Raw genomic sequence first — 22,512 nt, 5'->3', positions numbered from 1 at the left:
GGCTGCAGCTGCTGCGGCAGCTGCACGGGTCCTTCCTGCGGCTGCTGCTCCAGCTGCGGCTGAGCGGCAGGGGTCGGCCCGGGGTGTTGCGGGATCACCCCGGGCAGGCCATGCCTTCCGTCGGCACGGTGCCCTGCACCAGGAACCGGCTGACCGCCTCGGTGATGCACGGCGACTTGCCGATGGCCCCGTGCCCGGCGCCCTGCCAGCGCAGCAGCACCCCGGTCGGCATCTGCTCGGCCATGTGATCGGTGCCCAGACCCAGCAGCTGCGGGTCGTTCGCGGTGCTGATCACCGGGATCGGCGGCAGGTCCGGGCGGCGCGGCGAGGGCAGCGGCTGCTGCGGGACCGGCCACGACCCGCACCACACCAGCCGCTGAGCGGCGGCACCGCCGAACAGCGGGAACCGGCTCACCCAGTCCAGCGCGAGCTCGCCGGTGCGCTGCGGCGGCACGCGCACCGTCGTGTCGTTGCAGCTGGTGATCAGGTCGCCGTCCAGCCACGGCGGGTTGACGCCCTGGTCGGCGACCAGCGGCGCGCTGATCGAGGCGAGGCCGGCGCCGTCGCCGCGATCGGCCGCGGCCAGCGCATCGGCGAGGGCGGGCCAGGTGGCCCGGTCGGAAAGACCCAGCAGGATCGCCTGCACCACCCGGCCGGCGCCGACCGAGGTGCCCGGCGCCGGTAGCGGCGTGCCGCGGGTGCGCTCGACCAGATCGCCGACCACCTTGCGCGGCTCGGGGCCCAGCGGGCAGCCGCGGCTGACGCAGTCGGCGGCGAACACGTCGAAGGCCTGCTCCGCGCTCTGCGCCTGCGATTCCGCTTGGCCGATGGCGTCGCGGGTCGGGTCCGGCGCGCCGTCGAGCACCAGGCGGCCGACCGATCCGGGGAAGCGCTCGGCGAAGGTCGTCAGCAGGCGCGCCGCTTCGCCCCGCCCGATCGCGTGCAGCCGCGGCACGCCCAGCTCCAGGCGGAGTTCTTCCAGGTCGGAGGCGGTTCGCCAGGTGTCGTAGGCCTGCAGTCGCTCGTCGAGGTCCAGCAGGCATTCCTGGCTCGCCGCGAGCACCGATTCGAGCAGCCGGTCCAGCGCGCCGCGGTCGGTGGCGCGCGGGTCGAAGCCGACGATCGCGTCGCGCTGCGCGGGCGGCACGCAGTCGGCCGGATCAGATTCACCGGTGCCGCGCCGGTCCATCCCGATGATGTCGAAGGTGTTGCGCAGTTCCGCCGGCAGCTGCGTGGCCAGCCGGGCCGCGTAGGTCGTGCCCGGCTCGCCGCCGACATCGCCCAGCACCACCAGCGGCACGTGGCCGGAACCGGCGCGGATCAGCGAGATGCGCGCGGTGCCGCGTTCCGGGGCTTCGGGGGCGTCGAGCGTGCTGATCAGCCGCGAGCAGGAGAACGTCATGCCCGGCGGCAGCCCGCCGAGCTCCGTGCGCGTCTGGTCGGTGCAGTCCTCCCAGCTCTGCGCGTCGTCGCCGGGGGAGCCCAGCGGCGGGACGGGGGCCGGTTTCGGCGGCTGCGGCGCGGGGACGACCTGCTGCTCGCCGTCGTGGTAGGCGACCGCGGGCCGGTCCGACGGTCCAGCCGAACACGCGGCGACCACCAGCAGCAGCAACGGCAGTAGTGCGGCCCCGACCCGGTGAGTGGTGCGCGGCACGGGTACTCCTAGTCGGCAGGCGCGGTGGTCGCTGGACCGGGTCAGCATCGCATGATCCGGGTGAGGCCCCGGTGAGGGCCCTGACAATCGGGTGACGGGCGCGGCCGGTGGCGGGATAACGTGCAGCGGGAAGCGGTTGGCGGAGGCAGAGGAGCATCGTGCACGTCGCGCAGGTCGGCTCGGGAGCGTCGTCGAGCAGGTGGTCGCTGTTCAGCGTGGAGAACGTCTCCGCGCGCGCACTCGGGGCGATCCCGCCGCCGATGCTCGTGCTGCTGGGCGTGATCAGCCTGCAGGTCGGTGCCGCGTTCGCCAAGCAGCTGTTCACCACGGCCGGGGCGTCCGGCGTGGTGGCGCTGCGGTTGACCTTCGCCGCGGTGATCCTGCTGGCGGTGTGGCGGCCGTCGCTGCGCATGGACCGCAAGACGCTGGCGGTGGTGGCCGGTTACGGCGCGGTGCTCGCCGGCATGAACGTCTGCATCTACCAGGCGTTCGAGCGGATTCCGCTCGGCGCGGCGGTCACCATCGAGTTCCTCGGCCCGCTGGCCGTGGCGGTGATCGGCTCCCGCCGCAAGCTGGACATCGTCTGGGCGGTGCTGGCCGGCACCGGCGTGGTGCTGCTGGCCCGCGCGGAGGGCGGGCTCGACTGGGTCGGGGTCGCCTTCGCGCTGATGGCCGGCGCGCTGTGGGCCGGCTACATCCTGGTCGGCGCGAAGCTCGGCAGCCGGACCAGCGGCGGATCCGGGCTGGCCCTGGGCATGGCGTTCGGCGCGCTCGTGGCGGCGCCGTTCGGCATCGCCGAGGCCGGGACGGCGCTGTTGGACCCGGCGGTGCTCATCGCCGGGCTGGTGGTCGCGCTGATGTCCTCGGTGGTGCCGTACTCGCTGGAGCTGGAGGCGCTGCGCCGGATGCCGCCGCGGGTGTTCGGCGTGCTGATGAGCCTGGAGCCCGCGGTGGCGGCGCTGGCCGGGCTGCTGGTGCTGGGCGAGATGCTGGGCGGCTGGCAGTGGGTCGCCATCGGTTGCGTCGTCGCGGCCTCGGTCGGTTCGGTCGGCTCGGCGAAGGGCGGCGACGGGAAGCCCGACGATGCGGGCCCCAAGGACACCGGCGCCAACTGACGCCGTCCGAGGTCAGATGGACGGCATCCGCATGGGGCGGAGGGCGCGCATCAGGGTCAGGAGGGTCCGGTTGAGCGGGACGGGGAGACCGTGCTCGTCCGCCGCGCGCACCAGCGCTCCGGTGATGTGCTCGTGCTCGGTCGGCAGGCCCGCCAGCCGGTCGTAGAGCATCGACGTGCCGTTGGTCGGCGGGAACTTCTCGATGTAGTCCGAAAGCACCTTCTCGGCGTCGGCGTGGGTCAGCCGGGCGCCTTCGGCGCGGGCGACGTCGACGGCCTCGGCGAGGACGCCCTTGCTCAGGTCCAGGATGTCGGGCTCGCGCAGCACGTCGAGGCGGCGCAGGGTCAGCGCGGTGATCGGGTTCGGCGCCAGGTTCGTCAGCATCTTCCGCCACGCCGCGGTGCGGAAGTCCGACGTGGTCCGGGCGCTCAGGTCGTTGGTGGAGACCAGCTCGACGAAGCGCTCGCCGATCTCGCCCGCCTCGACCTGCATGGTGGCGGGGCCGCGGCGCACCACGTGCCCCGGCCGGACCCGCTCGGCGGCCACGTAGATCAGCGCGGGCAGCACCTGGGCCTGCAGGCCCAGCCCGGCGATCGATTCGCGGTGCTCGACGCCGTTCTGCACCACCACGACCGGGGCGCGCCCGCCGTCCAGCTTCCGCAGCCAGCCGGCCGCGCTCGCCGCGTCCTGGACCTTCGTCGTCAGCAGGACCCAGTCGTACTCGCCGAGCGCGCCGGGCTCGGTCACCACCGAGACCGGGATTTCCCCGGTGCCGCCCGGGGTTTCCAGCGTCAGCCGGTCGAACGGGGTCCGGACGCACATCGTCACCTGGTGCCCGGCGGAATGCGCGGCTTCCGCGAGGACCCCACCGATACCGCCCGAGCCGATCACCGCGATGCGTTGTGCTGCCACGGGTCCTGACACTACCCGTCGACGCGGGCGCTCTGGTCGACGTCGCCGTGGAGCACGGCTTCGAGGTCGTACCGCGTGGGCTCGTCGAGCTGGTCGTAGCGGCAGGAGTCGGCGTCGCGGTCGGGGCGCCACCGCACGAACTGCGTGGTGTGCCGGAACCGGCCCGGGTGGGCGCCTTCGGTGTGGTCGTAGGAAACCTCGACGACGCGTTCCGGGCGCAGCGGCACCCACGGCTGCTCGGTGCTGCTCCAGCGGTTCACCGACCCGGGCAGCCGCCGCCCGTCCGCCGCGTCGGGCCCCAGCCACGGGTGTTCCCCGTCGGTGACCAGCTCGGCGAGCTCGGTGGCCAGCGCGCGTCGCTGCGCGGCCGGGAAGGCGCCGACGACGCCGACGTGGTGCAGCACGCCCCGGTCGTCGTACAGCCCGAGCTGCAGGGAACCCACCGCGGTGCCGGGTTCGGTCTTGGCGTGCCAGCGCAGCCCGGCGACGACGCAGTCCGCGGTGCGCGAGTGCTTGATCTTGAACATGGTCCGCTTGCCCGGCACGTACTGGCCGTCGGTGGGCTTGGCGATCACGCCGTCCAGCCCCGCGCCCTCGAACACCCGGAACCACTCCGCCGCGGTGTCCGGATCATCGGTGACCGGCGTGGTGCGCAGCCCGTCGTGGTTCAGGCCGAGACCGGCGAGCAGCTCGCGGCGCTCGGTCTGCGGCGCGGTCGTGAGGTCCCGGTCGTCCAGCGCCAGCAGGTCGAAGGCGATGAAGGTGGCCGGCGTCTTCTCGGCGAGCACCTTGACCCGGCTGGCGGCCGGGTGGATGCGCTCGCCCAGCGCGTCCCAGTCCAGCCGGTCGCCGACGTCGTCGCGTCGGATCACCACGAGCTCGCCGTCCAGCACCGCGGGCCGGTCGAGGTGTTCGGCGACGGTCCGCAGGACCTCGGGGAAGTACCGGTTGAGCGGGCGGCCGGTGCGCGACTGCAGCAGCACCGGCTCCTCGGCCTGCGGATCGGCGAACACCAGGCAGCGGAAGCCGTCCCACTTCGGTTCGAACAGCAGCCCGCCCTGCCGGGAGATGCCCTCGACCGGGCTGGCCAGCATCGGCTTCACCGGCGGTTGCAGTGGGAGCACCGGGTCCTCCTCAGGTCTGTTTAAGAAGCGGCGGGAGCCGCTTGCGGTGTGGGACTCGGCTTGCGCCGCCGCGGGTTCACGGTGCCCACTCCTCTGGAGTTCTCCCAGCGAGGACAGCCCCGACGTGGTGACTTGGTCATTCAGTCGGTCAGTGGACGCGTTGGCGAGGCGCGCGATCCAGCTGCAGCCGGATCGCCGTTGGCAACGTATCCATTCCCAGCGATTCGCGGGCGCGGGAAAGCACCTTCTCGTCGAGTTCTTCCCAAACGTGGCGCACGTTGGTGCCTTCCTGCAACGACAGCGTGAGCCGCAGCGCCGGGCGCTGCTCGCTGCCCGCCATCCGGACCCGCGCCCGCTTGACCCCGGTGACCCGCTCGGCGTCGGTGCGCACGGCTTCGGTCAGCGCTGCGCTCGTCACCGCCAGGCTTTCGTTGCCGCGCTCCAGGACGAGGGCCGGTCGCGGCTCCGGCCGCAAGGCCCGCACGACCCACCACAGGCCGAGCACGAACAGCACGATGCCGAGCACGATCGCCACCGCGATCGCCACCTGCGAGTTGTCCCGCAGCCACTGCACCAGGAGCGGATCGGCCAGCGGTCGCTGCGCCCGGAAGACGCCCAGCCACCCGGTGCCGACGAGGAGCGCGATCACGCCGACGACCAGCGCCAGCAACCCGAGCGCGATGACCACGCCGCGCTCGAAGGACAGCCCGCGCGCGACCGGCGTCGTGCTCGGTTTGACATCCCGGCCCGTCATCGCTGCTCCTTCGGCACGGTCACCGACACCAGCACCTTCGGGGTGCTGCGCAGCGGCAGGTCCTGCACGGCGTGCTCGGCGGTTTCGGTCAGCCGGGCGCGCAGGTCGCCGGATTCCCGGAACTGCGCGGTCGCCTTCACCTGGACCCGCTTCGAGCCGGCGGTGACCGACGCGACAGCGACGCCGTCCTGGTCGCGCACCTGGTGCCCGACCAGCCGGGCCAGCGAGCGCCGGTCGGTGGTCACGGTGACCTCCGGCGCCGGGTCGTGCAGCCGGATGTCCTTGGCCCCGGCGTCGATCGCGATGAGCACCAGGAGCACGCCCACCACCGCGACCACCGCCGCGGTCGCGAGGACCTGCGGGTCGTGCCAGGACAGCGAGCTCAGTCCGGTGTGGACCTGCTGCCAAGGAACGATGAGGCCGCCGGTGCCGGGCCGCGCCAGGACCCACACCGCCTCGATCGCCAGGAGCGCGCCGCCCGCCGCGACGGCCAGGCCCAGCAGCGTGGTGATCAGGCGTACCAACAGGCGCATGGCTCACTCCACTCGTGGTGGCACGTCGGCGGGGACGAGCGCGGACACGGTCACGTCCACGGTGCGGACCCGGAACTCGGTGAGGCGCTCGAGCTCCGACCCGATCCGCTCCCGCATGGACGCCACGCTTTCGCGCACCGGCGACGGGTAGCGCAGCGCGACGTCGAGCCGGATCCGCAGCGCGTCGTCCGGACCGGAGACCTGCGCCGCGGCGCCCTGCCGCCCGCCGCCGAGCCGGTGGCGCCGCCGGGCGCTGCCGGGGTCCTGGTCGGCGGTGTGCTCGGCGATCTTGCGCAGCACCGCGCGGCTGATGTGCAACCGGCCCCGCTCGGCCGGATCGTCGTCGCGGCTGGGTTCTTCGGCCGCGGCCGGTCCGGTGGTGGCCGTCATCGGTCCCGGCCCCGGCCCAGGATGTCGCCGATCTCCAGCTCTCCGTCCAGGACCCGGCCGATCACCAGGCCGACGGCGCCGACCGCCAGCGCGATCAGGAACCCGGTGAAGCCGGCGACCGCCGCGGCGGTGCCGAGGATGAGGCCGGCGAGCAAGCCGGTCTGCGTCGCGTTCATGGGTGCAACCCTCCTGCTGAGGAACTGACTTGGATGGTCACCGGACTCGTGGCGGCCGGTGGCGGCGTGCCCGGCGGGCGCTGATCCGGTGCAGCAGCCCGCGAATCCCGCGCGGCCGGTGCATCACGACGATCGGTGCGTCGTAGCGGTCGCGCGGCCGGTGGCACCGGAGTTCGGCGAGACCGGCGGCGAAGACCTCCGGGTCACCGCCGACGTCCGGGTGGTTGGCCCGGACGAAAGCGCGGATCGCCGCCCGCGTGGTGGCCGGATCGTGCTGCACAGGCACCATCATGCGCCTCCCCGCGGCTCACCGGTGATCACGTCGGCCACCGTGATGTCCACCGGGACGTCGCCGAGCGCTTCGGCCAGCGCGCCGCGGATCTCGCCGAGGACCTCCGGCAGCGGCCGGTCCAGGCGCAGCACGACGCCGATCTCCGCGGCGCCCGACTCGGGTAACCGCACCCCGACGACCTTGCGGCCCGGCAGGTACGACGCGATCTCGCCGAACTGCCCGCCGTGCAGCCGGACCACCGAGGGGTGGGCGAGCACCCGATCGGCCAGCTCACCGGCGGAAACCTGTTCCGGCATGTCGAATCGTCCTCCACGAAAACGATCTGTCTTTTGGTTCCGGGGATCCCGGGGTCGAGAAGGCCGCAGTAACTCCCGCAGGGGGCCGCTACCCGCACCGCTACGCAGGACGAGCCTGGAAACCGTTTCCTCTCGGGTCCTACTCGACGCGGGACGTGGTCTGCTGGCCGGCTTCCTCGCCGTCCTCGTCGGGCAGGTGGATGTCGTTGACCGCGATGTTGACCTCGATGACCTCCAGCCCGGTCATCCGCTCCACCGCGGTGATCACGTTGCGCCGCACCGCCCGCGCGAGGTCCACGATGGACGCGCCGTACTCCACGACGATGTCCAGGTCCACCGCGGCCTGCTTCTCGCCGACCTCTACCTGGACGCCCGAGGTGGAGGAGGTCCCGCTGCCGCCCGGGATCCGGTCCCGGATGGCGCCGAAGGCCCGGGACACGCCGCCGCCCATCGCGTAGACGCCGGAGATCTCGCGGGCCGCGATGCCGGCGATCTTCTGCACGACGGACGCGGCGATGGTGGTCTTGCCCTGGGCGGTCTCGTCGGCCAGGCGGGCGGGCGCGGTGCCGGAGCGGGTCTCCGGGATTCGCCGGCTCTCGTCGCTGCGCTCGGTCTTGGCCTGCGGGTTCTGCGGGCTCCCGCTGTTCTGGGCCATGGAAATCCAGCTCCTTCCCGGTCTTCGCCGATGCCGTGACGGCTCGGCTGGGCTTGTAGGTGATCTGATGCATCCGCTCGACGTGATCTTCCGCGGCTGTGAGCCACGCCACTCATTGTGACGATGCGGTCACCCGGCTCTCGGCGGCTCGACGTCGACCACCCGCACCCACACCTGCGGCGCGCCCGCGCCGAGTGCCTCGCCCAGCGCGGCGGTCAGCTCGCGGTGGATGGCGTCGGCCAGCTCCGGGGCGGGCAGCGGGTAGCGGACCGCCAGGTCCACCCGCACCTCGTCGACGTCGCCGACGCAGCCGCGCAGGTGCACGCCCGGCCGCTCGGCGAGGAGTTCCAGGCACAACCGACGCGTCAGCAGCACCACCGCCTGCGGGGAGACGCGCAGCTTGCCGCCCTCCTGGACGAGCTCCACCGGCGCCGCGCCGCGGCCGCCCCGCACCCCGCGCACCGCCATCAGCGTGCGCTCCACCAGCCCGTGCGGCGACTCGATCGGCAGATGCGCGGTTCGCCGCACCGGCGCCCAGTCGGAGTCCAGCTCGGCGAGCCTGGCCTGGCAGTCCTGGCAGGTCGGGATGTGCTTGGCGAGTTCCGGCGGGGCGCTGTCGGCGAGGAAGTCCAGCAGCATGCCGTCGGTGCGGCCGCACGGCAGCGCGCGGTCCGGATCGAAGGAGCGGTCATCCATCGCGCATCTCCTTCAGCCTGGCGAGCAGAACTGCCCGCGCCCGGTGCAGCCGGGACCGCAGCGCGGCCACCGGCACGTCGAGCATCTCGGCGATCTCCTCGTAGCTCAGCCCTTCCAGCTCGCGGAGCACCAGCGGGATGCGCTGGGAGGGTTCGAGGGATGCGATCGCGCGGTGCACGCGGGCCGCGTCCTCGGTGCGGACGACGTGGCCCTCAGGATCGACCGCGATTCGGTCGGAGATCAAATCGGCGGTCGGTTCCAGCGGGACGGTCGGCTTGCGGCGGCGCACGGTGGCCAGGGCCGCATTGGTGACCACCCGGTACAGCCAGGTGGTCGGCGCCGATTCGCCGCGGAACCGGCCCAGCGACCGCCAGGCGGACACCCACGCCTCCTGGACCGCGTCCTCGGCCTCGGCGGAGTCCCCGAGGATCCGGTACGCGACCCGGTACATCTTGGCGGTGTGGCGGCGGACCAACGCGTCGAACGCCGTCGCGTCGCCGCGTTGGGCGGCAGCCACCAGGGCTTCGTCCGCGCTCGCCCCAACTGTCACGAACGCATTCTCGCGTAACGCAGCAGGAGCAGCGATTCCGCATGCAGGGCGGACTGCAGGTGCATCCGCCGAGGCGCCTCGACACCGGCGCCCGTCGCGATCCGGCCCGCGTCGCCGCTGGCCAGCAGCGGCGACAGGGTGAGGCACAGCTCGTCGACGAGGTCCTCGTCGACGAGATTGCCGAACAGCGTCGGGCCGCCTTCGCAACCGATGCGGCGCAGCCCCCGCGCGTTCAGCGCGTCCAGCGCAGCGTGCAGATCCACCCGTTCGTCGCCGGCGACGACGACGTCGGCGCCCGCGTCGGCGAGCGCGGTGCGCCGCGACTGGGGGGCGGCCTCGCAGGTGAGCACGATCGGCGGCACCAGGGTGTCGGTGAGCAGCGGCGATTCCGGCGGCAGCGAAGCGTGCGCGGTGACCAGTGCGATCGGCGGCACCGGGGACAGGCCGAGGCGCTCCCGGCGCTCGGCGCGGACCTCGTTGCGCTTCACGCCGCGGTAGCCCTCGGCCAGCGCCGTGCCGACGCCCACCAGCACGACGTCGGAGAGGTCGCGGATCAGCCCGAGGACCCGCTGGTCGACCGGCGCGGACAACCCGCGTGAGCTGCCCCGGACGGTCACCGCGCCGTCGAGGCTGGAGACGAAGTTCACCCGCACCCAGGGCCGTTCCAGTCGCTCCGGGTAGGCGTAGAACCCCTCGAGTTGGTCGTCCACCTGCTGCGCGCCGTCGACCGGCCAGAGCTTGTCCACCACGGGTCAATCCCACCACGCGCGCCGGTCCGGCGGGTGAGCAGGAGCACGCGCCCGCACGGCCGGGAATGCCCCGTTCGGTTATAAGGTCTGCGCATGAGTTCTCCCCGTCTGGTCGACCGCCGTCCCGAGATGACACCGGACGAGCTGGTCCAGGCGATGACGCCGCCGCCGATGTTCGACGCGGTGCGCTTCGACACCTACATCCCGAACCCGGACGAGCCGAGCCAGGAGCAGGCGGTCCGGGACTGCTCGGCGTTCGCCGACCGGATCAACGCCGCCGCCGGTGGCGGGTCCTGGCTGCGCGGGGTGTTCGGCCGGAAGAAGAACGACGACGGCAAGCGGGGGCTCTACCTGGATGGCGGGTTCGGCGTCGGCAAGACGCACCTGCTCGCGTCGCTGTGGCACGCCGTCGAGGGGCAGAAGTCCTACGGCACGTTCGTCGAGGTCACCAGCCTGGTGGGGGTGCTCGGGTTCGCGGAGACCGTCGAGCGGCTCTCGACGCACCGGCTGCTGGCCATCGACGAGTTCGAACTGGACGACCCGGGCGACACGATGCTGGTCACCCAGCTGATCGCGAAGCTCACCGACGCGGGCGTGCACATCGCCGCGACCTCCAACACGCTGCCCGACAAGCTGGGCGAGGGCCGGTTCGCCGCGGCGGACTTCCTGCGCGAGATCCACGCGATGTCCGCCCGGTTCGGCGTGGTGCGGGTCGACGGCCCGGACTACCGGCACCGCGGGCTGCCGGACGCGCCGCCGCCGATGAGCGAGGACGAGCTGGCCCGGCTCGCGGAGGCCACCGACGGCTCGACGCTGGACGACTTCGACGAGCTCTGCGACTACCTGGCCGGACTGCACGCCTCGAAGTACGGCCGCCTGGCCGACGGGATCACCGCGGTGCACCTCAGCGGGGTGCACGCGGCGCCGGACCAGGACGTCGCGCTGCGGCTGGTCGCGCTCGCGGACCGGCTCTACGACCGGGCGATCCCGGTGCGGGTCTCGGGCGAACCGCTGTCGGCGCTGTTCACCGACGAGATGCTGCAGGGCGGCTACCGGAAGAAGTACCTCCGCGCGATCAGCCGCCTCACCGCGCTCTCCCGGGACCTGGCCAAGTCCTGATCCGGAGCGAACGGACCGTTCACTCCGCCTAGCGCGGCGAACGGTCCGTTCCCTCCTCTTCGGACGTCTCGGTCCCGGCTCAGCTGGTGAGGACCGCTTCGATCGCGTCGAGGCCGGTGTCGAGTTCGGCCCGGGTGATCACCAGCGGCGGTGCGATTCGCAGCGTCGTGTCCTGCGTTTCCTTGCACAGCACGCCGCGCTCGGCCAGCGCCTCGCTGGCCTGGCGGCCCGTCGGCCCGCCTGCGGCGAGCTCCACGCCGGCCCACAGGCCGCGGCCCCGCACCTCGACCGCTCCGCGGCCGACGAGCTCGCCGAGCCGTGCGTGCAGGTGCGCTCCCAGCTCGCGTGAGCGCTCCTGGAACTCGCCGGTGCTCAGCATGCGCACCACGGCTCGGCCGACCGCGCAGGCCAGCGGGTTGCCGCCGAAGGTGGAGCCGTGCTGGCCGGGTTCCAGGACGCCGATGACGTCGTCGCGCCCGACCACCGCGGACACCGGCAGGATGCCGCCGCCGAGCGCCTTGCCGAGGGTGTAAAGATCGGCGCGGATGCCGTCGTGCTCGCTGGCCAGCAGCTCGCCGGTGCGGGCGAGCCCGGACTGGATCTCGTCGGCGATCAGCAGCACGTCGTTGTCGTCGCAGAGCCTGCGCAGCCGGGGCAGGTAGTCGGCCGGCGGCACGATCACGCCCGCTTCGCCCTGGATGGGCTCGACCAGGACGGCCGCGGTGCGCTCGGTGATCGCGGCCTCGACCGCCGCGGCGTCGCCGTAGTCGGTGACGATGAATCCCGGGGTGTACGGGCCGAATTCGTCGTGCGCGACCGGGTCGGTGGAGAACGACACGATGGTGGTCGTGCGGCCGTGGAAGTTGGATCCGGCCACGATGATCTCGGCCCGGTTCTCCGGCACGCCCTTGACTCGGTACGCCCACTTCCGGGCGATCTTGATGGCGGATTCGACGGCCTCGGCGCCGGAGTTCATCGGCAGTACCCGGTCGGTGCCGGTGAGTTCGGCGAGCTCGCGGCAGAACGGGCCGAGCTGGTCGTGGTGGAACGCGCGGCTGGTGAGGGTGACGCGGCCGAGCTGCTCGGTGGCGGCGGCGATCAGGTCGGGGTGGCGGTGCCCGAAGTTCAACGCCGAGTACCCGGCCAGGAAGTCCAGGTAATGCCGTCCGTCCACATCGGTCATCCAGGCGCCGGACGCCTCGGCGATCACGACCGGCAGCGGGTGGTAGTTGTGCGCGCTGTACTGCTCGTCGAGCGCGCGGTACCGCGCGGCTTGCGACGACGCTTCGAGGTGCGACGGAACGACAGTCATGGCCATTAGGTTATGTCGACGCCCGCGCATATTTCATCCGCGAGGCATTGCTTTCAGCAGCGATCTGTTGCGTGCTAGCGACAGAATGTGGAGGTTCGTTGTCTCATCGGGGGAGTGGGGCGGGCTCTTGACATCATGTGTGCGGTGAGGTTTCCGCGGATGGGGAAGGCGAGGCGCTGATGCCGGACAACGGGGAGTACCGGGTCTACCTGGGGGCGTACACGGGAGCGGAATCGGCGGCCGACGGGATCCGGCTGGCGATCGCCGATCCCGGCGGGGCGCTGCGGTGCACCGAGAGCGTGGCCGAGGTGTTCGATCCGTCCTTCCTCGCGATGGCACCCGATGGGGCGACGCTGTTCGCGGTCAGCGAGCTGCGGGAGGGCCGGGTCATCGCCTTCGCGGTGCGCCCCGACGGCACGCTCGGCGAGATCAACTCCCAGCCGACGCTGGGTGCCGCGCCCTGCCACCTGAGCGTGCACCCGTCCGGCAAGTACCTGCTGACCGCCAACTACGAGTCGGGGAACCTCGTGGTGCACCCGATCGCCGAGGGCGGCGTGCTGCGCGAGCCGTGCCACGTGGTGCAGCACAGCGGCAGCGGGCCGAACCCGCAGCGCCAGGAGGGCCCGCACGCGCACCAGGTCCTGCCCGACCCGGCCGGCCGCCACGTGCTCGCCGTGGACCTGGGCACCGACTCGGTCCACGTCTACGACTTCGACGTGGACAGCGGCCACCTTTCGCTCAAGCACGAGGTCCCGGTGCGGGCCGGTGCCGGGCCGCGGCACCTGGCGTTCCACCCGGACGGGGACCGCGCCTACGTGCTCAACGAGCTGGCGTCCTCGCTCACCGAGTTCGGCTACGACCCCGCGACCGGGGAGCTGGAGCCGGGTCGGACGCTGTCGATGCTGCCGCCGGGCTACGGGCAGCCGAACCTGGCCGCCGAAGTCGTGGTGACGCCGGACGGCCGGTTCGTGCTCGGGTCGAACCGGGGCCACGACAGCATCGCCGTGTTCCGGGCGGATTCCAGCGACGGCGAGCTCCGGCTGGTCGACATCCGCCCGGCGGGAGTGGTGGAACCTCGCCACATGGCGCTGTCGCCGGACGGCCGGGTGCTGTTCGTGGCGGGCCAGCGCAGCAACGACGTGCAGGCGTTCCGCATCGGCCAGAACGGCGAACTGACGCCGCTGGGCGAGCCGGTTCTGACGCCGACCCCGGTCTGCGTCCTCCCCGTGAGCTGACGCCGCCCGGTGCTTGATTCCGCCCTGCGTGCCGGGCGGTCACGTCCCACACTTGCCCGCGCACCGTTCTGGAACGAGCTCTCGGGCGAAATAGGGCGCGTTACTGGAGCTGGGTGCTGTAGCGGCCGTAGGCGTACTGGCTCAGTGCCGTTCGGGCCCTGCGCGCTTCCTGGCGGCGGGTCAGCCAGCCTCCCGTGGCCCCGATCGGGAAGACCCGGGCGCCGCCGCGGTACGCCGGGGCTCGGTGCCACCACTTCGACGGCGGCTTCGAACCGTTGGCCAGCCAGACCACCAGCGCCGCCCGCTTGCCGTTGTCGACCACGTCGACCCGGTTCACCTGGCTCCACGGGATCTCCCGCGTCAAGCCCAGCCGGGAGATCAGCAGCCCGTCGCTGTTGATCTTCAGGCGCAGGCTCGGCAGCAGCACCCGCCCGATCGACCAGAACATGCTGGCGGCCAGCAGCAGCATGCCCAGCCGGAAGATCGCGAGGTTCTCGGTCGAAAGCCTGCCGTAGCTCTGGAACACCTGGTACGCGCCGACCATGATCAACCCGCAGATCAGCGCCGACATCGCGGCGCGGAACCGGCCGCCGGTGGCGAACACCGGGCCGGGGTTGTCCTTGCGCACCCGCGCCACCGGGTGCTGGTTCTGCGCGGTCTGCCTCGGGCGCGCCGGGACGATCTTGTCCCGCATGCGTTCGGGCGCCACCGCCGCGGGAACCACGGGAGCGGGCGGGACGGGAGCGGGCGGGACGGGAGCCGGTGCGACCGGTGCGGGCGGCGCCGCGTTCTGGGCCTGCGTGTAGGAGCGCGTCGCGGGCCTGGGCGTCGCCGGGACCTGCTGCGGCGGGGAAGTGTCCGGCAGCGGCGCGTTCGCCGTCTGCTGCAGCTGGGTGGCGTGCTGGGCGATCACGTCGCTGATCGCGGGCGGCAGCCAGGAGTTGCCCTGCGGGCTGGACTCGCCGATCCGGTCGAGCAGGTCGCCGGGCGTCGGCCGGTCGGCCGGGTCCTTCGCCAGGCAGGCCGCCAGCAGCGGCCGCAGCCCGTCGGACACCCGGGACAGGTCGGCCTCGGCGTGCACCACCCGGTACAGCAGCGCGGCCGTGCTCTCCTCGCCGAACGGACCGGTGCCGGTCGCGGCGAACACCAGCACCGCGCCGAGGGAGAACACGTCGCTGGGCGGCCCGACCTCGGTGCCGAGGGTCTGCTCCGGGGAGAAGAAGCCCGGCGTGCCCAGGAACATGCCGGTCGCGGTCAGGGCGTTGCCGGCCATCGCCCGCGAGATGCCGAAGTCGATCACCCTCGGCCCGTCCGGGCCGAGCAGCACGTTGGCCGGCTTCAGGTCGCGGTGCACCAGGTGCGCGCGGTGGATCGCGCCGAGCGACTCGGCCAGCCCGGCGGCCAGGCTGCGCACCGTGGCCTCCGGCAGCGGGCCGTGGTCCACGACGGCCTGGTGCAGCGTCGGCCCGGGCACGTACTCGGTGGCCAGCCACGGCTGCTCGGCCGTCGGGTCGGCGTTGACGACAGCCGCGGTCCAGAACCCGCCGACCGAGCGGGCGGCGTGCACCTCCCGCCGGAACCGCTCGCGGAACTCCGGGTCCTCGGCGAGGTCGGCCCGGACGACCTTGACGGCCACCACGCGGCCGCCGCGGGAGCGGCCGAGGTAGACGCCGCCCATGGCGCCGCGGCCCAGCCGGGCGAGCAGCCGGTAGTCGCCGACCCGGGTCGGGTCGCTGGCCAGCAACGGCTGCACAGGACCTCAGCCTCCTGCCTCGAAGATCGTGGATTCGTCCCCAACGAGCTTACGGATCCGCGGCCCCGGCGTACGCCGGTTCACCGGACTCGTCCCGGTGGTGGTGCACTGGTAATCGAATACTTGGCTTCGTTCCAACCTTTTCCCCGGGTGTTCGTTGTGGGTATGATCCGGCGCACTGCGAGCCCGAAGGAACGATCACGCGGATCCGATGGGAGGCGTTTCGTGACGTCCACCGAGCAGGACCGACCCGCCGTCGCGCTGCACGGCGTGGGCAAGCGGTTTCCCGGGGTGGTCGCGGTCTCCGACGTCACGCTCGCCATCCCGCCCGGCGAGGTGCACGTGTTCGCCGGGGAGAACGGGGCGGGCAAGTCGACGCTGATGAAGCTGATCGCCCAGGTCGAACAGCTCAGCGGCGGGCGCATCGAACTGGACGGCGTCCCGGTCGCCTACCAGGGGCCCGGCGCGGCCCGGCGGCTCGGCGTGTCCATGGTCCACCAGGAGTTCGCGCTGGCCCCGGACCTGTCGGTGGCCGAGAACCTGTTCATCGGCCACGAACCCGGCCGCGGTGGGTGGATCTCGCGGGCCGAGGAACGCCGCGCCGCGCGGGAGCTGCTCGGCCACGTCGGACTGGACATCGACCCGGGACGGCGGGTGGCGCTGCTGTCCACAGCGGAGCAGCAGCGTGTCGAGATAGCGAAAGCCCTTGCGGTGCAGTCGAAAGTGCTCATCCTGGACGAGCCCACGGCCAGCCTCACCGAGCGGGAGGCGGCGGAGCTGTTCGGCATCGTCCGGGAGCTGACCGCCAAGGGCATCGCGGTGCTCTACATCTCGCACCGGCTGGACGAGATCTTCGAGATCGGCGACCGGGTGACCGTGATGCGCGACGGCGCGGTCGTCGCCACCCTGCCGGTGACCGAGCTCGACGAGGCCCGGCTGGTGCAGCTCATGGTCGGCCGCGAAGTGGAGAACCTGTACCCGCGCCACCACAACCCGCCCGGCGAGGTGCGGCTGAAGGTGGACGGGCTCACCCGGGACGACGTCGTCCGCGACGTGTCCTTCGAGGTCCGGGCCGGCGAGATCGTCGGGCTGGCCGGGCTCGTCGGGGCCGGGCGCACCGAGCTGGCGCGCGCGGTGTTCGGCGCGGAGCTGCCGGACGCGGGCACGATCACCTTGGACGGCGAGCGGTTGCGCATCCGCGGGCCGTCCGACGCCATCGCCGCCGGCATCGGATACCTCACCGAGAGCCGGAAGACCGATGGTCTTGCCCTCCAACTGGGGGTGGACAAGAACATCACGATGGCGAAGCTGCCGATGCGCGCCGGGCTGATCGACCTCGCCGGCGAGCGGCGGATCGCGGAGCGGGAGCGCGACGGCCTGCGCATCCGGGTGCCGTGGGTGGGGCGCCCGGTGCGGCTGCTCTCCGGCGGCAACCAGCAGAAGGTGATCCTGGCGCGGTGGCTGGAGACCGGCGCGGAGGTGCTGTTCTTCGACGAACCCGGCCGCGGCATGGACGTCGGGGCCAAGTCGGAGATGTTCCAGCAGATGGATTCCCTTGCCGCGCGCGGGAAAGCGGTGGTGCTCATCTCCAGCTACCTGCCGGAGCTGCTGAACATGTGCGATCGGATCCTGGTCATGCGCGGCGGGCGGATCACCGGGGAGGTCCGCCGCGCGGAGTTCTCCGAGGAACGGGTCGTCGCGCTGGCGACCGGAGCCCGCAATTCCGGAAACGGGGGCAACCGATGACCGAGCAGACCAAGTCACCGTCCACTGGGGACCGCGGCCTGCTGGGCGCGCTGGGAGACCGGCTCTCCGGCGCGGTCTCGCAGGTCGCCGCGGCGGGCGCGCTGATCGTCGTGTTCGTCGTGCTGTCGATCATCGCACCGGCGTTCCTCACCGCGGACAACCTGTTCAACCTGGGCTCGCAGACCTCGGTGAACGCGGTGATGGCGGTCGGCGTGACGCTGGTGATCATCACCGGCGGCATCGACCTGTCGGTGGGTTCGGTGGCGGCGCTGTCCGGGGTGCTCGGCGTGCTGCTGATGGCCGAGTACGGCTTCAACCCGCTGGTGGGCGTCGTGGGCGGCATCCTGGTCGGCGCGGTGGCCGGGCTGGTGAACGGGCTGCTGGTGTCGGTGGTCGGGCTGCCGCCGTTCATCGCCACCCTCGGCATGCTCAGCGTCGCCCGCGGGCTGGTGCTGATCGCCACCGGCGCCGTCGCGGTGTTCGGCGCGCCGGAATCGTTCCGGCTGCTCGGGCAGGGCGTCATCAACAGCATCCCGATCCCGGTGCTGCTCATCGCGCTCGTCGCGGTGGCCGGGCACGTGGTGCTCACCCGCACCCGCCTCGGCCGCTACGCGTACGTGATGGGCTCCAACATGGAGGCCGCGCGGCTGTCCGGCGTGCCGGTGCGGCGCTACACCACGTCCGTCTACGTGCTCTCCGGCGCGCTGGCCGGGCTCGGCGGCATGATCGCGGCGTCCCGGATCCACTCGGGCCAGCCGAACTTCGGCGAGGGCCTGGAACTCGACGTCATCGCCGCGGTCGTCATCGGCGGGGCGAGCCTGTTCGGCGGTCGCGGCACCGTGTGGGGGTCGCTGATCGGGGCGTTCCTGGTCGCCGTCATCCGAAACGGGGCGGTCCAGCTCAACATCAGCACCTTCTACCAGAACGTGCTGATCGGCGTGATCATCTGGCTGGCGGTCTGGTGGGACCGGTACCAACGGCGCAAGCTCGGCGGCGACGCCACGTGAGGAATTTGCCGCACCACTCGTTCTGCGCAGCGGAACCCCGGCGCGCGGGAGCCCGAACACCGATCCAGCAGGCCGCGATGAGCAAGGGAGCTCGGCGATGAAGAAGGTACTGACGGCGACGTGCGTGCTGCTTTCGGTTGCTGCCGCCGGGTGCAGCGTCGGGGTGCGCGAGCAGACCGGCGGCGGCGTCCAGCAGGGCGGGCCGATCAAGCTGGCCGTGGTGCCGAAGGCGATCGGGTTCGACTTCTGGGAGAAGGTCCGGGTCGGCGCCGAGTGCGCCGGGTCCAAGCACCCGGACGTGACGATCCACTGGGACGGGGTGCACGCCGAGAGCGACGTCAGCGGCCAGCAGAGCCTGCTGCAGGACCTGCTCTCGCAGGGCGACGTCAAGGGCCTGGTGTACGCGGCGACGGACGCCAAGGCGCTGGCCGACATCACCAAGTCCGCGCAGGGCCGGGGCACCACGGTGGTCAACATGGATTCCGGCACCACGCCGCAGCCGCCGGACGTGCCGGTGTTCGCGACGAACAACGTCGCCGCCGCGGAGCAGGCCACCGACGCGCTCGCCGAGCAGCTCGGCGGCCAGGGCAAGGTGGCGTTCATCGAGTTCCAGCCCGGCACGAGCACCAACGAGACGCGCGCCGAGGGCTTCAAGAAGGGCCTGGCCAAGCACCCCGGGTTGCAGCTGGTCGCGCAGCAGTCCAGCGACAGCGACTACAACCGGGCGCTGCAGGTCACCCAGGACATCCTCACCGCGAACCCGGACCTCAACGCCATCTACGCGGCCAACGAGCCCAGCGTGCTCGGCGCGGCCGAGGCGGTGCGGCAGGCGGGCAAGGCCGGCCAGGTGAAGGTCATCGGCTGGGACACCTCGGAGGGCGAGATCCAGGGCCTGCGGGACGGCGTGATCAGCGGCCTGATCGCGCAGAACCCGTTCAAGATGGGCTACGCGTCGGTGAACGCGGCGGTCGCCAAGATCCGCGGTTCGGCGGACCCGCTGCCGGACCCGGACACCGGCGCCGTGCTGATCACCAAGCAGAACGTCGACGGCCCCGACGTCCAGAAGCTCCTCAACCCCACCTGCGAGAACCCGCCCGCCTGAGCGAGGCTCCGTCACCCGATCGGTTGAGATTGGCGGGCGCGTTCGACCGGTCGGGCCGGTCGAACGCGCCTTTTGCCCGCGGCCGGGTCGGGGCGCCCCGGCGGTGGCGGTGAGAATGTCGCGGTGGCTACCGCGATCGTGAATCCGCTGGTGCAGGAGATCCTCGACCTGGTCGGGATCTTCGCCTTCGCGCTCTCCGGCGCGCTGCTCGCCGTGCGGAAGCGCTTCGACGCCGTCGGCATCGTGGTGCTGGCCGAGGTGACCGCGCTGGGCGGCGGGCTGTTCCGGGACCTGGTGATCGGCGCGGTGCCGCCGGTGGCGTTCACCAACGTCGCCTACTTCACCACTCCGCTGGTCGCCGCGATCGTGGTGTTCTTCTGGCATCCGAGGCTGGCCCGGATCCGGCGGTTCGTGATGTTCTTCGACGCGGTCGGCCTCGGCGTGTTCTGCGTGGCGGGCAGCATCAAGGCGCTGAACTACGGCATGCACCCGCTGGCGGCGATCGCGCTCGGCGCGGCGACGGCGATCGGCGGCGGCGCGGCCCGGGACGTGCTCGCAGGCGAGATCCCGGCGCTGCTGCACCCGAAGAGCGAGATCTACGCCGTGCCCGCCCTGCTCGGCAGCGCGCTGGTGTCGATCCTGGCCGTGGCCGGCGTGCTGACGCCGATCACCAGCTCGCTCGCGGCGCTGCTCGCGATCGTCATCCGGCTGCTCGCCCTGCGCTACGGCTGGCGGGCCCCGCTGGCCCGCGGAACCGGATCGGCCTAGGCGCCCCGCCGGAGCACTTCCAGCGCGGTGTCGGCGTGCGCGGCCATCCGGAACTCGTTGCGGATCACCGCGAGCACCCGCCGCTGCTCGTCGATGACGAACGTGTGCCGCTTCACCGGGATCGGGCCGAACCGCCGCTTCACGCCGAACTGGCGGGCCACCGCGCCGTCGAAGTCGGACAGCAGCGGGAAGCCGAAGCTGTGCGCCTCGGCGAACTTCTGCTGCTTCGCGACCGAATCCGTGCTGATCCCGACCGGCTGGGCGCCGAGCTCGGCGAACTCCGCGGACAGGTCGCGGAAGTGGCACGTCTCCGCCGTGCAGCCGGTCGTCATCGCCGCGGGGTAGAAGAACAGCACCACGGGGCCGTCGACCAGCAGGCCGGACAGCTTGCGCTCGGTGCCGCGCTGGTCGGTCAGCGCGAAGTCCGCCACCACATCGCCTTCTCGCATACCGCCTCCTCGAAGGAATCGGGATCCACAGGGTATGCGGACCGCCGCACACCCGGACGGCCAGCCCGCTGCCGATTCGCCACCGGTCGTCGGGGGCCATCTCTACTGTGGTCGATCATGGATTTGAAGGGCAAGAAGATCTACCTGTCCAGCACCGAAGCGCCGGTTTCCCGGGAGGAGCTGGAGCGGCGGTTGGCGGAGCTCGGCGCCGAGGTGGTCGAGCCGGACGCTGCGCCGGATGCGGTGCTGGCCGGGGAAGTCGTGTTCTCGGTTCGCTTACCGGACTTGGCGGAGCAGAAGCTCGGCGTGCCGATGCTGCCGGAAGCCGAGTTGTACGAGCTGTTGCTCCGCGGCGAGCAGGCTGACGGTTCCTTCGCCGATCACGACGCGTTGGCGGCGGCGGACGACCCGGCTGAATTGCTCGGCCTGCTCCGGGAAGCGGCCTGGGCGGCGTTCGCGCCGGAGCGGGATTTGCCTTCGCTGCGGGAAAAGCTGGCCGAACTCGAACGTGAGCACGGCATCACGCCGGCGCACCGGCTGGCGACCGAGCGGTTGGTGGCTCTCGGCGCTCGGTTGCGCCATCCGCACGCCCATCCGGCCTACGAGGACGGCGGCGGGCTGCTGGACTTCGAGCTCAGCCCGTGCGGTCGGCACCTGGCCACCGGCCGGTGGGGCGAGGACGCGGAAGCGGGCACGGTGCAGATCTGGGAGATGAGCACCGGGCGTGCCGTCAACGAGATCGTGATCGACGGCGGCGTCGGCTGGCTGGGCGACCGCGACACGGTGCAGTGGTCGGCCGACGGCACGCGCCTCGCCGTCGGGTTCTGCACCAACCAGGTCGGGGTCTGGGATCCGTTCGGGCAGAGCGTCAATCCCCACGGCTACGCGGACGTGACGGACGGGAACGACTCCTCCGCGACATTCGCGCTGGCACCCGATGGCCGCCGCGCCTACATCAGCATGCGCACGAGCCACGAGGTGATGGGCTGCATCGCGCCGCTGGACCGGGGCGAGGTCGTCTACGCCCATCAGTTCCAGCACGTCCGGGGCGTACAGCCCGAATTGCTCCCCGAGCCGATCCCGGCGGAGGCCAGGCGGGTGCTCGGGCCCTCGCAGGTCGGCCGTGGCGGAGAGCCCGACCACTACGAGTGGTTCTTCGACCGGGTGCGGTGGTCGCGCGACGGCACCCGGCTCCTGGGCGACGACGGCCCGCTGGCCTGCGTCGTCGACCTGCCGGGCGGGCGGATGCGCTGGGTGGCGCACATCGGCGATGCCGGCTGGAACGGCCTCAGCACCCCGCTCGCGTGGAGCCCGGACGACCGGTTGGTCGCCGCCGTCGCGAGCGGCGAGCCCGGCACGCTGACCGTGCTCGACGCCCGCACCGGGAACCAGGTCGGCGAATCCGTGGAGCAGGTCCCGGGCATGCTGCACTGGGGCATGCGCGGAAGCGCTGCGCGGCTGGCGATCGTGCTGCCTGACGGCGGTGGCGTCGACGTCCACGACGAGGATGGCCGCCGCTTCCACCTCGACATCGACACGACCGAGCAGATCGGCATGCACGATGCGGGCCCCGAGCGCCCGTGGGCGTGGGAACCGTCGGGGGCGCACGGCGCGTGCCTGACGGCCGACGAGCGGGTCGAGGTGTGGTCCCTGGGCGACGAGCCGGCGTGCGTGCGGTCGGTCGAGGTGCCGGCGGAGACGACGGCGGTGCTGTGGGGCGCCTCCGGAGTGCTCGCCGTGCTGGGGGAGTACACGCTGCGGTTCGTTCGCGCCCGGACCGGTGAGGTTCTCGGCGACTTCTCGTTCGGCCAGGAATCCGACGAGGGACTTCGTTCCGTTGAGGAGGGCGACTTCATCGGCGACATGTTCCAGGAGGATTCGTTCCCGCTGGACGAGTCGACCTGGTGCACCATCGCCAAACCGGCCGTGGGCCCGGCGGCGTCGCTGGTGATCGCCCCGGAGGGGCGGGATGCCGACCTGGACGCGGTGCTGGCGTGGACCGTGGACCGGCGCTTCGCGTGGCCGGTGCGGTGGGGCGTCCTGGACGTCGTCGAGGATCTCGAAGCCGCCGAGGCCGCGCTGCAGCGGTGACTTCGCGCCGTGGCCCCGCGCGCACGGGGCCACG

At 72.3% G+C, this 22,512-nt stretch carries 24 protein-coding genes; 8 read left to right on the top strand and 16 right to left on the bottom strand.

The window, feature by feature from the left end; genetic code table 11:
- Positions 1 to 94: 94 nt before the first annotated feature.
- Positions 95 to 1,654: an alpha/beta hydrolase gene (locus tag BLW84_RS12015; protein ID WP_093264964.1), complete on the bottom strand. Its 1,560-nt coding sequence runs from the start codon at positions 1,652 to 1,654 to the stop codon at positions 95 to 97.
- Between the two features lie 158 nt (positions 1,655 to 1,812).
- On the opposite strand from BLW84_RS12015, the gene BLW84_RS12010 reads away from it, so the two are divergent.
- Positions 1,813 to 2,769: an EamA family transporter gene (locus BLW84_RS12010; protein ID WP_093264963.1), complete on the top strand. Its 957-nt coding sequence runs from the start codon at positions 1,813 to 1,815 to the stop codon at positions 2,767 to 2,769.
- Positions 2,770 to 2,781: 12 nt separating this feature from the next.
- Here BLW84_RS12010 and BLW84_RS12005 read toward each other — a convergent pair whose 3' ends face one another.
- The 12 genes from BLW84_RS12005 to BLW84_RS11950 form a co-directional block, all read right to left on the bottom strand.
- Positions 2,782 to 3,681 (bottom strand): 2-dehydropantoate 2-reductase, encoded by a 900-nt coding sequence (locus BLW84_RS12005; protein ID WP_093264961.1) that lies wholly within the window; start codon positions 3,679 to 3,681, stop codon positions 2,782 to 2,784.
- Between the two features lie 11 nt (positions 3,682 to 3,692).
- A complete protein-coding gene (locus BLW84_RS12000) occupies positions 3,693 to 4,805 on the bottom strand; it encodes an ATP-dependent DNA ligase (protein ID WP_093264959.1) in 1,113 nt (370 codons plus the stop codon).
- Between the two features lie 148 nt (positions 4,806 to 4,953).
- Entirely contained in the window at positions 4,954 to 5,559 is a 606-nt protein-coding gene (gene amaP / locus BLW84_RS11995) for an alkaline shock response membrane anchor protein AmaP (protein ID WP_093264958.1), read from the bottom strand.
- The gene (locus BLW84_RS11990) at positions 5,556 to 6,092 is read right to left on the bottom strand and encodes a DUF6286 domain-containing protein (protein WP_093264956.1); all 537 of its coding nucleotides are present in this window, start codon (positions 6,090 to 6,092) and stop codon (positions 5,556 to 5,558) included. Before BLW84_RS11990 ends, amaP begins: the two co-directional genes overlap by 4 nt.
- A 3-nt stretch (positions 6,093 to 6,095) precedes the next feature.
- Complete coding sequence (locus tag BLW84_RS11985) at positions 6,096 to 6,482, bottom strand: Asp23/Gls24 family envelope stress response protein (protein WP_093264954.1); 387 nt, start codon at positions 6,480 to 6,482, stop codon at positions 6,096 to 6,098.
- Positions 6,479 to 6,658: a hypothetical protein gene (locus tag BLW84_RS11980; protein WP_093264953.1), complete on the bottom strand. Its 180-nt coding sequence runs from the start codon at positions 6,656 to 6,658 to the stop codon at positions 6,479 to 6,481. Before BLW84_RS11980 ends, BLW84_RS11985 begins: the two co-directional genes overlap by 4 nt.
- A gap of 37 nt (positions 6,659 to 6,695) precedes the next feature.
- Complete coding sequence (locus BLW84_RS11975; protein WP_245761089.1) at positions 6,696 to 6,950, bottom strand: hypothetical protein; 255 nt, start codon at positions 6,948 to 6,950, stop codon at positions 6,696 to 6,698.
- Positions 6,947 to 7,246: a hypothetical protein gene (locus BLW84_RS11970; protein ID WP_093264949.1), complete on the bottom strand. Its 300-nt coding sequence runs from the start codon at positions 7,244 to 7,246 to the stop codon at positions 6,947 to 6,949. The genes BLW84_RS11975 and BLW84_RS11970 overlap by 4 nt, the downstream gene beginning before the upstream one ends.
- Positions 7,247 to 7,385: 139 nt before the next feature.
- Positions 7,386 to 7,901: an Asp23/Gls24 family envelope stress response protein gene (locus tag BLW84_RS11965; protein ID WP_093264947.1), complete on the bottom strand. Its 516-nt coding sequence runs from the start codon at positions 7,899 to 7,901 to the stop codon at positions 7,386 to 7,388.
- 129 nt (positions 7,902 to 8,030) lie between these two features.
- Entirely contained in the window at positions 8,031 to 8,597 is a 567-nt protein-coding gene (locus BLW84_RS11960; RefSeq protein WP_093264945.1) for a hypothetical protein, read from the bottom strand.
- Complete coding sequence (locus BLW84_RS11955) at positions 8,590 to 9,147, bottom strand: RNA polymerase sigma factor (RefSeq protein WP_093264943.1); 558 nt, start codon at positions 9,145 to 9,147, stop codon at positions 8,590 to 8,592. The genes BLW84_RS11960 and BLW84_RS11955 overlap by 8 nt, the downstream gene beginning before the upstream one ends.
- On the bottom strand, positions 9,144 to 9,893 hold the full coding sequence (locus tag BLW84_RS11950; RefSeq protein ID WP_177226425.1) for a pyrimidine reductase family protein: 750 nt from the start codon (positions 9,891 to 9,893) through the stop codon (positions 9,144 to 9,146). Before BLW84_RS11950 ends, BLW84_RS11955 begins: the two co-directional genes overlap by 4 nt.
- A 96-nt stretch (positions 9,894 to 9,989) precedes the next feature.
- Between BLW84_RS11950 and zapE the strand changes: the two genes are divergently transcribed.
- Complete coding sequence (gene zapE, locus BLW84_RS11945; RefSeq protein ID WP_093264939.1) at positions 9,990 to 11,015, top strand: cell division protein ZapE; 1,026 nt, start codon at positions 9,990 to 9,992, stop codon at positions 11,013 to 11,015.
- Between the two features lie 79 nt (positions 11,016 to 11,094).
- On the opposite strand, the gene rocD is transcribed toward zapE, so the two are convergent.
- Complete coding sequence (gene rocD, locus BLW84_RS11940) at positions 11,095 to 12,327, bottom strand: ornithine--oxo-acid transaminase (RefSeq protein ID WP_093265220.1); 1,233 nt, start codon at positions 12,325 to 12,327, stop codon at positions 11,095 to 11,097.
- Positions 12,328 to 12,506: 179 nt separating this feature from the next.
- Here rocD and BLW84_RS11935 point away from each other — a divergent pair, with 179 nt between their 5' ends.
- Entirely contained in the window at positions 12,507 to 13,562 is a 1,056-nt protein-coding gene (locus BLW84_RS11935; protein ID WP_093265219.1) for a lactonase family protein, read from the top strand.
- A gap of 100 nt (positions 13,563 to 13,662) precedes the next feature.
- Here BLW84_RS11935 and BLW84_RS11930 read toward each other — a convergent pair whose 3' ends face one another.
- Positions 13,663 to 15,315, bottom strand: a complete 1,653-nt coding sequence (locus BLW84_RS11930) for a serine/threonine-protein kinase (RefSeq protein WP_093264937.1) — start codon at positions 15,313 to 15,315, stop codon at positions 13,663 to 13,665.
- Between the two features lie 225 nt (positions 15,316 to 15,540).
- Here BLW84_RS11930 and BLW84_RS11925 point away from each other — a divergent pair, with 225 nt between their 5' ends.
- From BLW84_RS11925 to BLW84_RS11910, 4 genes are all read left to right on the top strand, one after another.
- Positions 15,541 to 17,061: a sugar ABC transporter ATP-binding protein gene (locus BLW84_RS11925; protein ID WP_177226412.1), complete on the top strand. Its 1,521-nt coding sequence runs from the start codon at positions 15,541 to 15,543 to the stop codon at positions 17,059 to 17,061.
- The gene (locus BLW84_RS11920; protein WP_093264935.1) at positions 17,058 to 18,068 is read left to right on the top strand and encodes an ABC transporter permease; all 1,011 of its coding nucleotides are present in this window, start codon (positions 17,058 to 17,060) and stop codon (positions 18,066 to 18,068) included. The genes BLW84_RS11925 and BLW84_RS11920 overlap by 4 nt, the downstream gene beginning before the upstream one ends.
- Positions 18,069 to 18,165: 97 nt before the next feature.
- Positions 18,166 to 19,170: a substrate-binding domain-containing protein gene (locus BLW84_RS11915; protein WP_093264933.1), complete on the top strand. Its 1,005-nt coding sequence runs from the start codon at positions 18,166 to 18,168 to the stop codon at positions 19,168 to 19,170.
- A 123-nt stretch (positions 19,171 to 19,293) separates the two neighbouring features.
- A complete protein-coding gene (locus tag BLW84_RS11910; protein ID WP_093265216.1) occupies positions 19,294 to 19,938 on the top strand; it encodes a trimeric intracellular cation channel family protein in 645 nt (214 codons plus the stop codon).
- Here BLW84_RS11910 and BLW84_RS11905 read toward each other — a convergent pair.
- Entirely contained in the window at positions 19,935 to 20,387 is a 453-nt protein-coding gene (locus BLW84_RS11905) for a peroxiredoxin (protein ID WP_093264931.1), read from the bottom strand. The genes BLW84_RS11910 and BLW84_RS11905 overlap by 4 nt on opposite strands.
- A gap of 117 nt (positions 20,388 to 20,504) precedes the next feature.
- Between BLW84_RS11905 and BLW84_RS11900 the strand changes: the two genes are divergently transcribed.
- A complete protein-coding gene (locus BLW84_RS11900; protein ID WP_093264929.1) occupies positions 20,505 to 22,478 on the top strand; it encodes a hypothetical protein in 1,974 nt (657 codons plus the stop codon).
- Positions 22,479 to 22,512: the final 34 nt, after the last annotated feature.

This window comes from Saccharopolyspora shandongensis, assembly GCF_900106995.1.
Lineage (GTDB): Bacteria > Actinomycetota > Actinomycetes > Mycobacteriales > Pseudonocardiaceae > Saccharopolyspora > Saccharopolyspora shandongensis.
Note: the sequence above shows the minus strand (reverse complement) of the source record. Positions and strands in the feature narration are given on the sequence as shown.

What these genes read in the sequence shown, in the direction of transcription:
- amaP (WP_093264958.1), bottom strand. Translation starts at nt 5,559, where the DNA reads ATGACGGGCCGGGATGTCAAACCGAGCACGACGCCGGTCGCGCGCGGG.
- BLW84_RS11915 (WP_093264933.1), top strand. Translation starts at nt 18,166, where the DNA reads ATGAAGAAGGTACTGACGGCGACGTGCGTGCTGCTTTCGGTTGCTGCC.
- BLW84_RS11965 (WP_093264947.1), bottom strand. Translation starts at nt 7,901, where the DNA reads ATGGCCCAGAACAGCGGGAGCCCGCAGAACCCGCAGGCCAAGACCGAG.
- BLW84_RS11960 (WP_093264945.1), bottom strand. Translation starts at nt 8,597, where the DNA reads ATGGATGACCGCTCCTTCGATCCGGACCGCGCGCTGCCGTGCGGCCGC.
- BLW84_RS11990 (WP_093264956.1), bottom strand. Translation starts at nt 6,092, where the DNA reads ATGCGCCTGTTGGTACGCCTGATCACCACGCTGCTGGGCCTGGCCGTC.
- rocD (WP_093265220.1), bottom strand. Translation starts at nt 12,327, where the DNA reads ATGACTGTCGTTCCGTCGCACCTCGAAGCGTCGTCGCAAGCCGCGCGG.
- BLW84_RS11905 (WP_093264931.1), bottom strand. Translation starts at nt 20,387, where the DNA reads ATGCGAGAAGGCGATGTGGTGGCGGACTTCGCGCTGACCGACCAGCGC.
- BLW84_RS11985 (WP_093264954.1), bottom strand. Translation starts at nt 6,482, where the DNA reads ATGACGGCCACCACCGGACCGGCCGCGGCCGAAGAACCCAGCCGCGAC.
- BLW84_RS11920 (WP_093264935.1), top strand. Translation starts at nt 17,058, where the DNA reads ATGACCGAGCAGACCAAGTCACCGTCCACTGGGGACCGCGGCCTGCTG.
- zapE (WP_093264939.1), top strand. Translation starts at nt 9,990, where the DNA reads ATGAGTTCTCCCCGTCTGGTCGACCGCCGTCCCGAGATGACACCGGAC.
- BLW84_RS11975 (WP_245761089.1), bottom strand. Translation starts at nt 6,950, where the DNA reads ATGATGGTGCCTGTGCAGCACGATCCGGCCACCACGCGGGCGGCGATC.
- BLW84_RS11900 (WP_093264929.1), top strand. Translation starts at nt 20,505, where the DNA reads ATGGATTTGAAGGGCAAGAAGATCTACCTGTCCAGCACCGAAGCGCCG.
- BLW84_RS11980 (WP_093264953.1), bottom strand. Translation starts at nt 6,658, where the DNA reads ATGAACGCGACGCAGACCGGCTTGCTCGCCGGCCTCATCCTCGGCACC.
- BLW84_RS11935 (WP_093265219.1), top strand. Translation starts at nt 12,507, where the DNA reads ATGCCGGACAACGGGGAGTACCGGGTCTACCTGGGGGCGTACACGGGA.
- BLW84_RS11970 (WP_093264949.1), bottom strand. Translation starts at nt 7,246, where the DNA reads ATGCCGGAACAGGTTTCCGCCGGTGAGCTGGCCGATCGGGTGCTCGCC.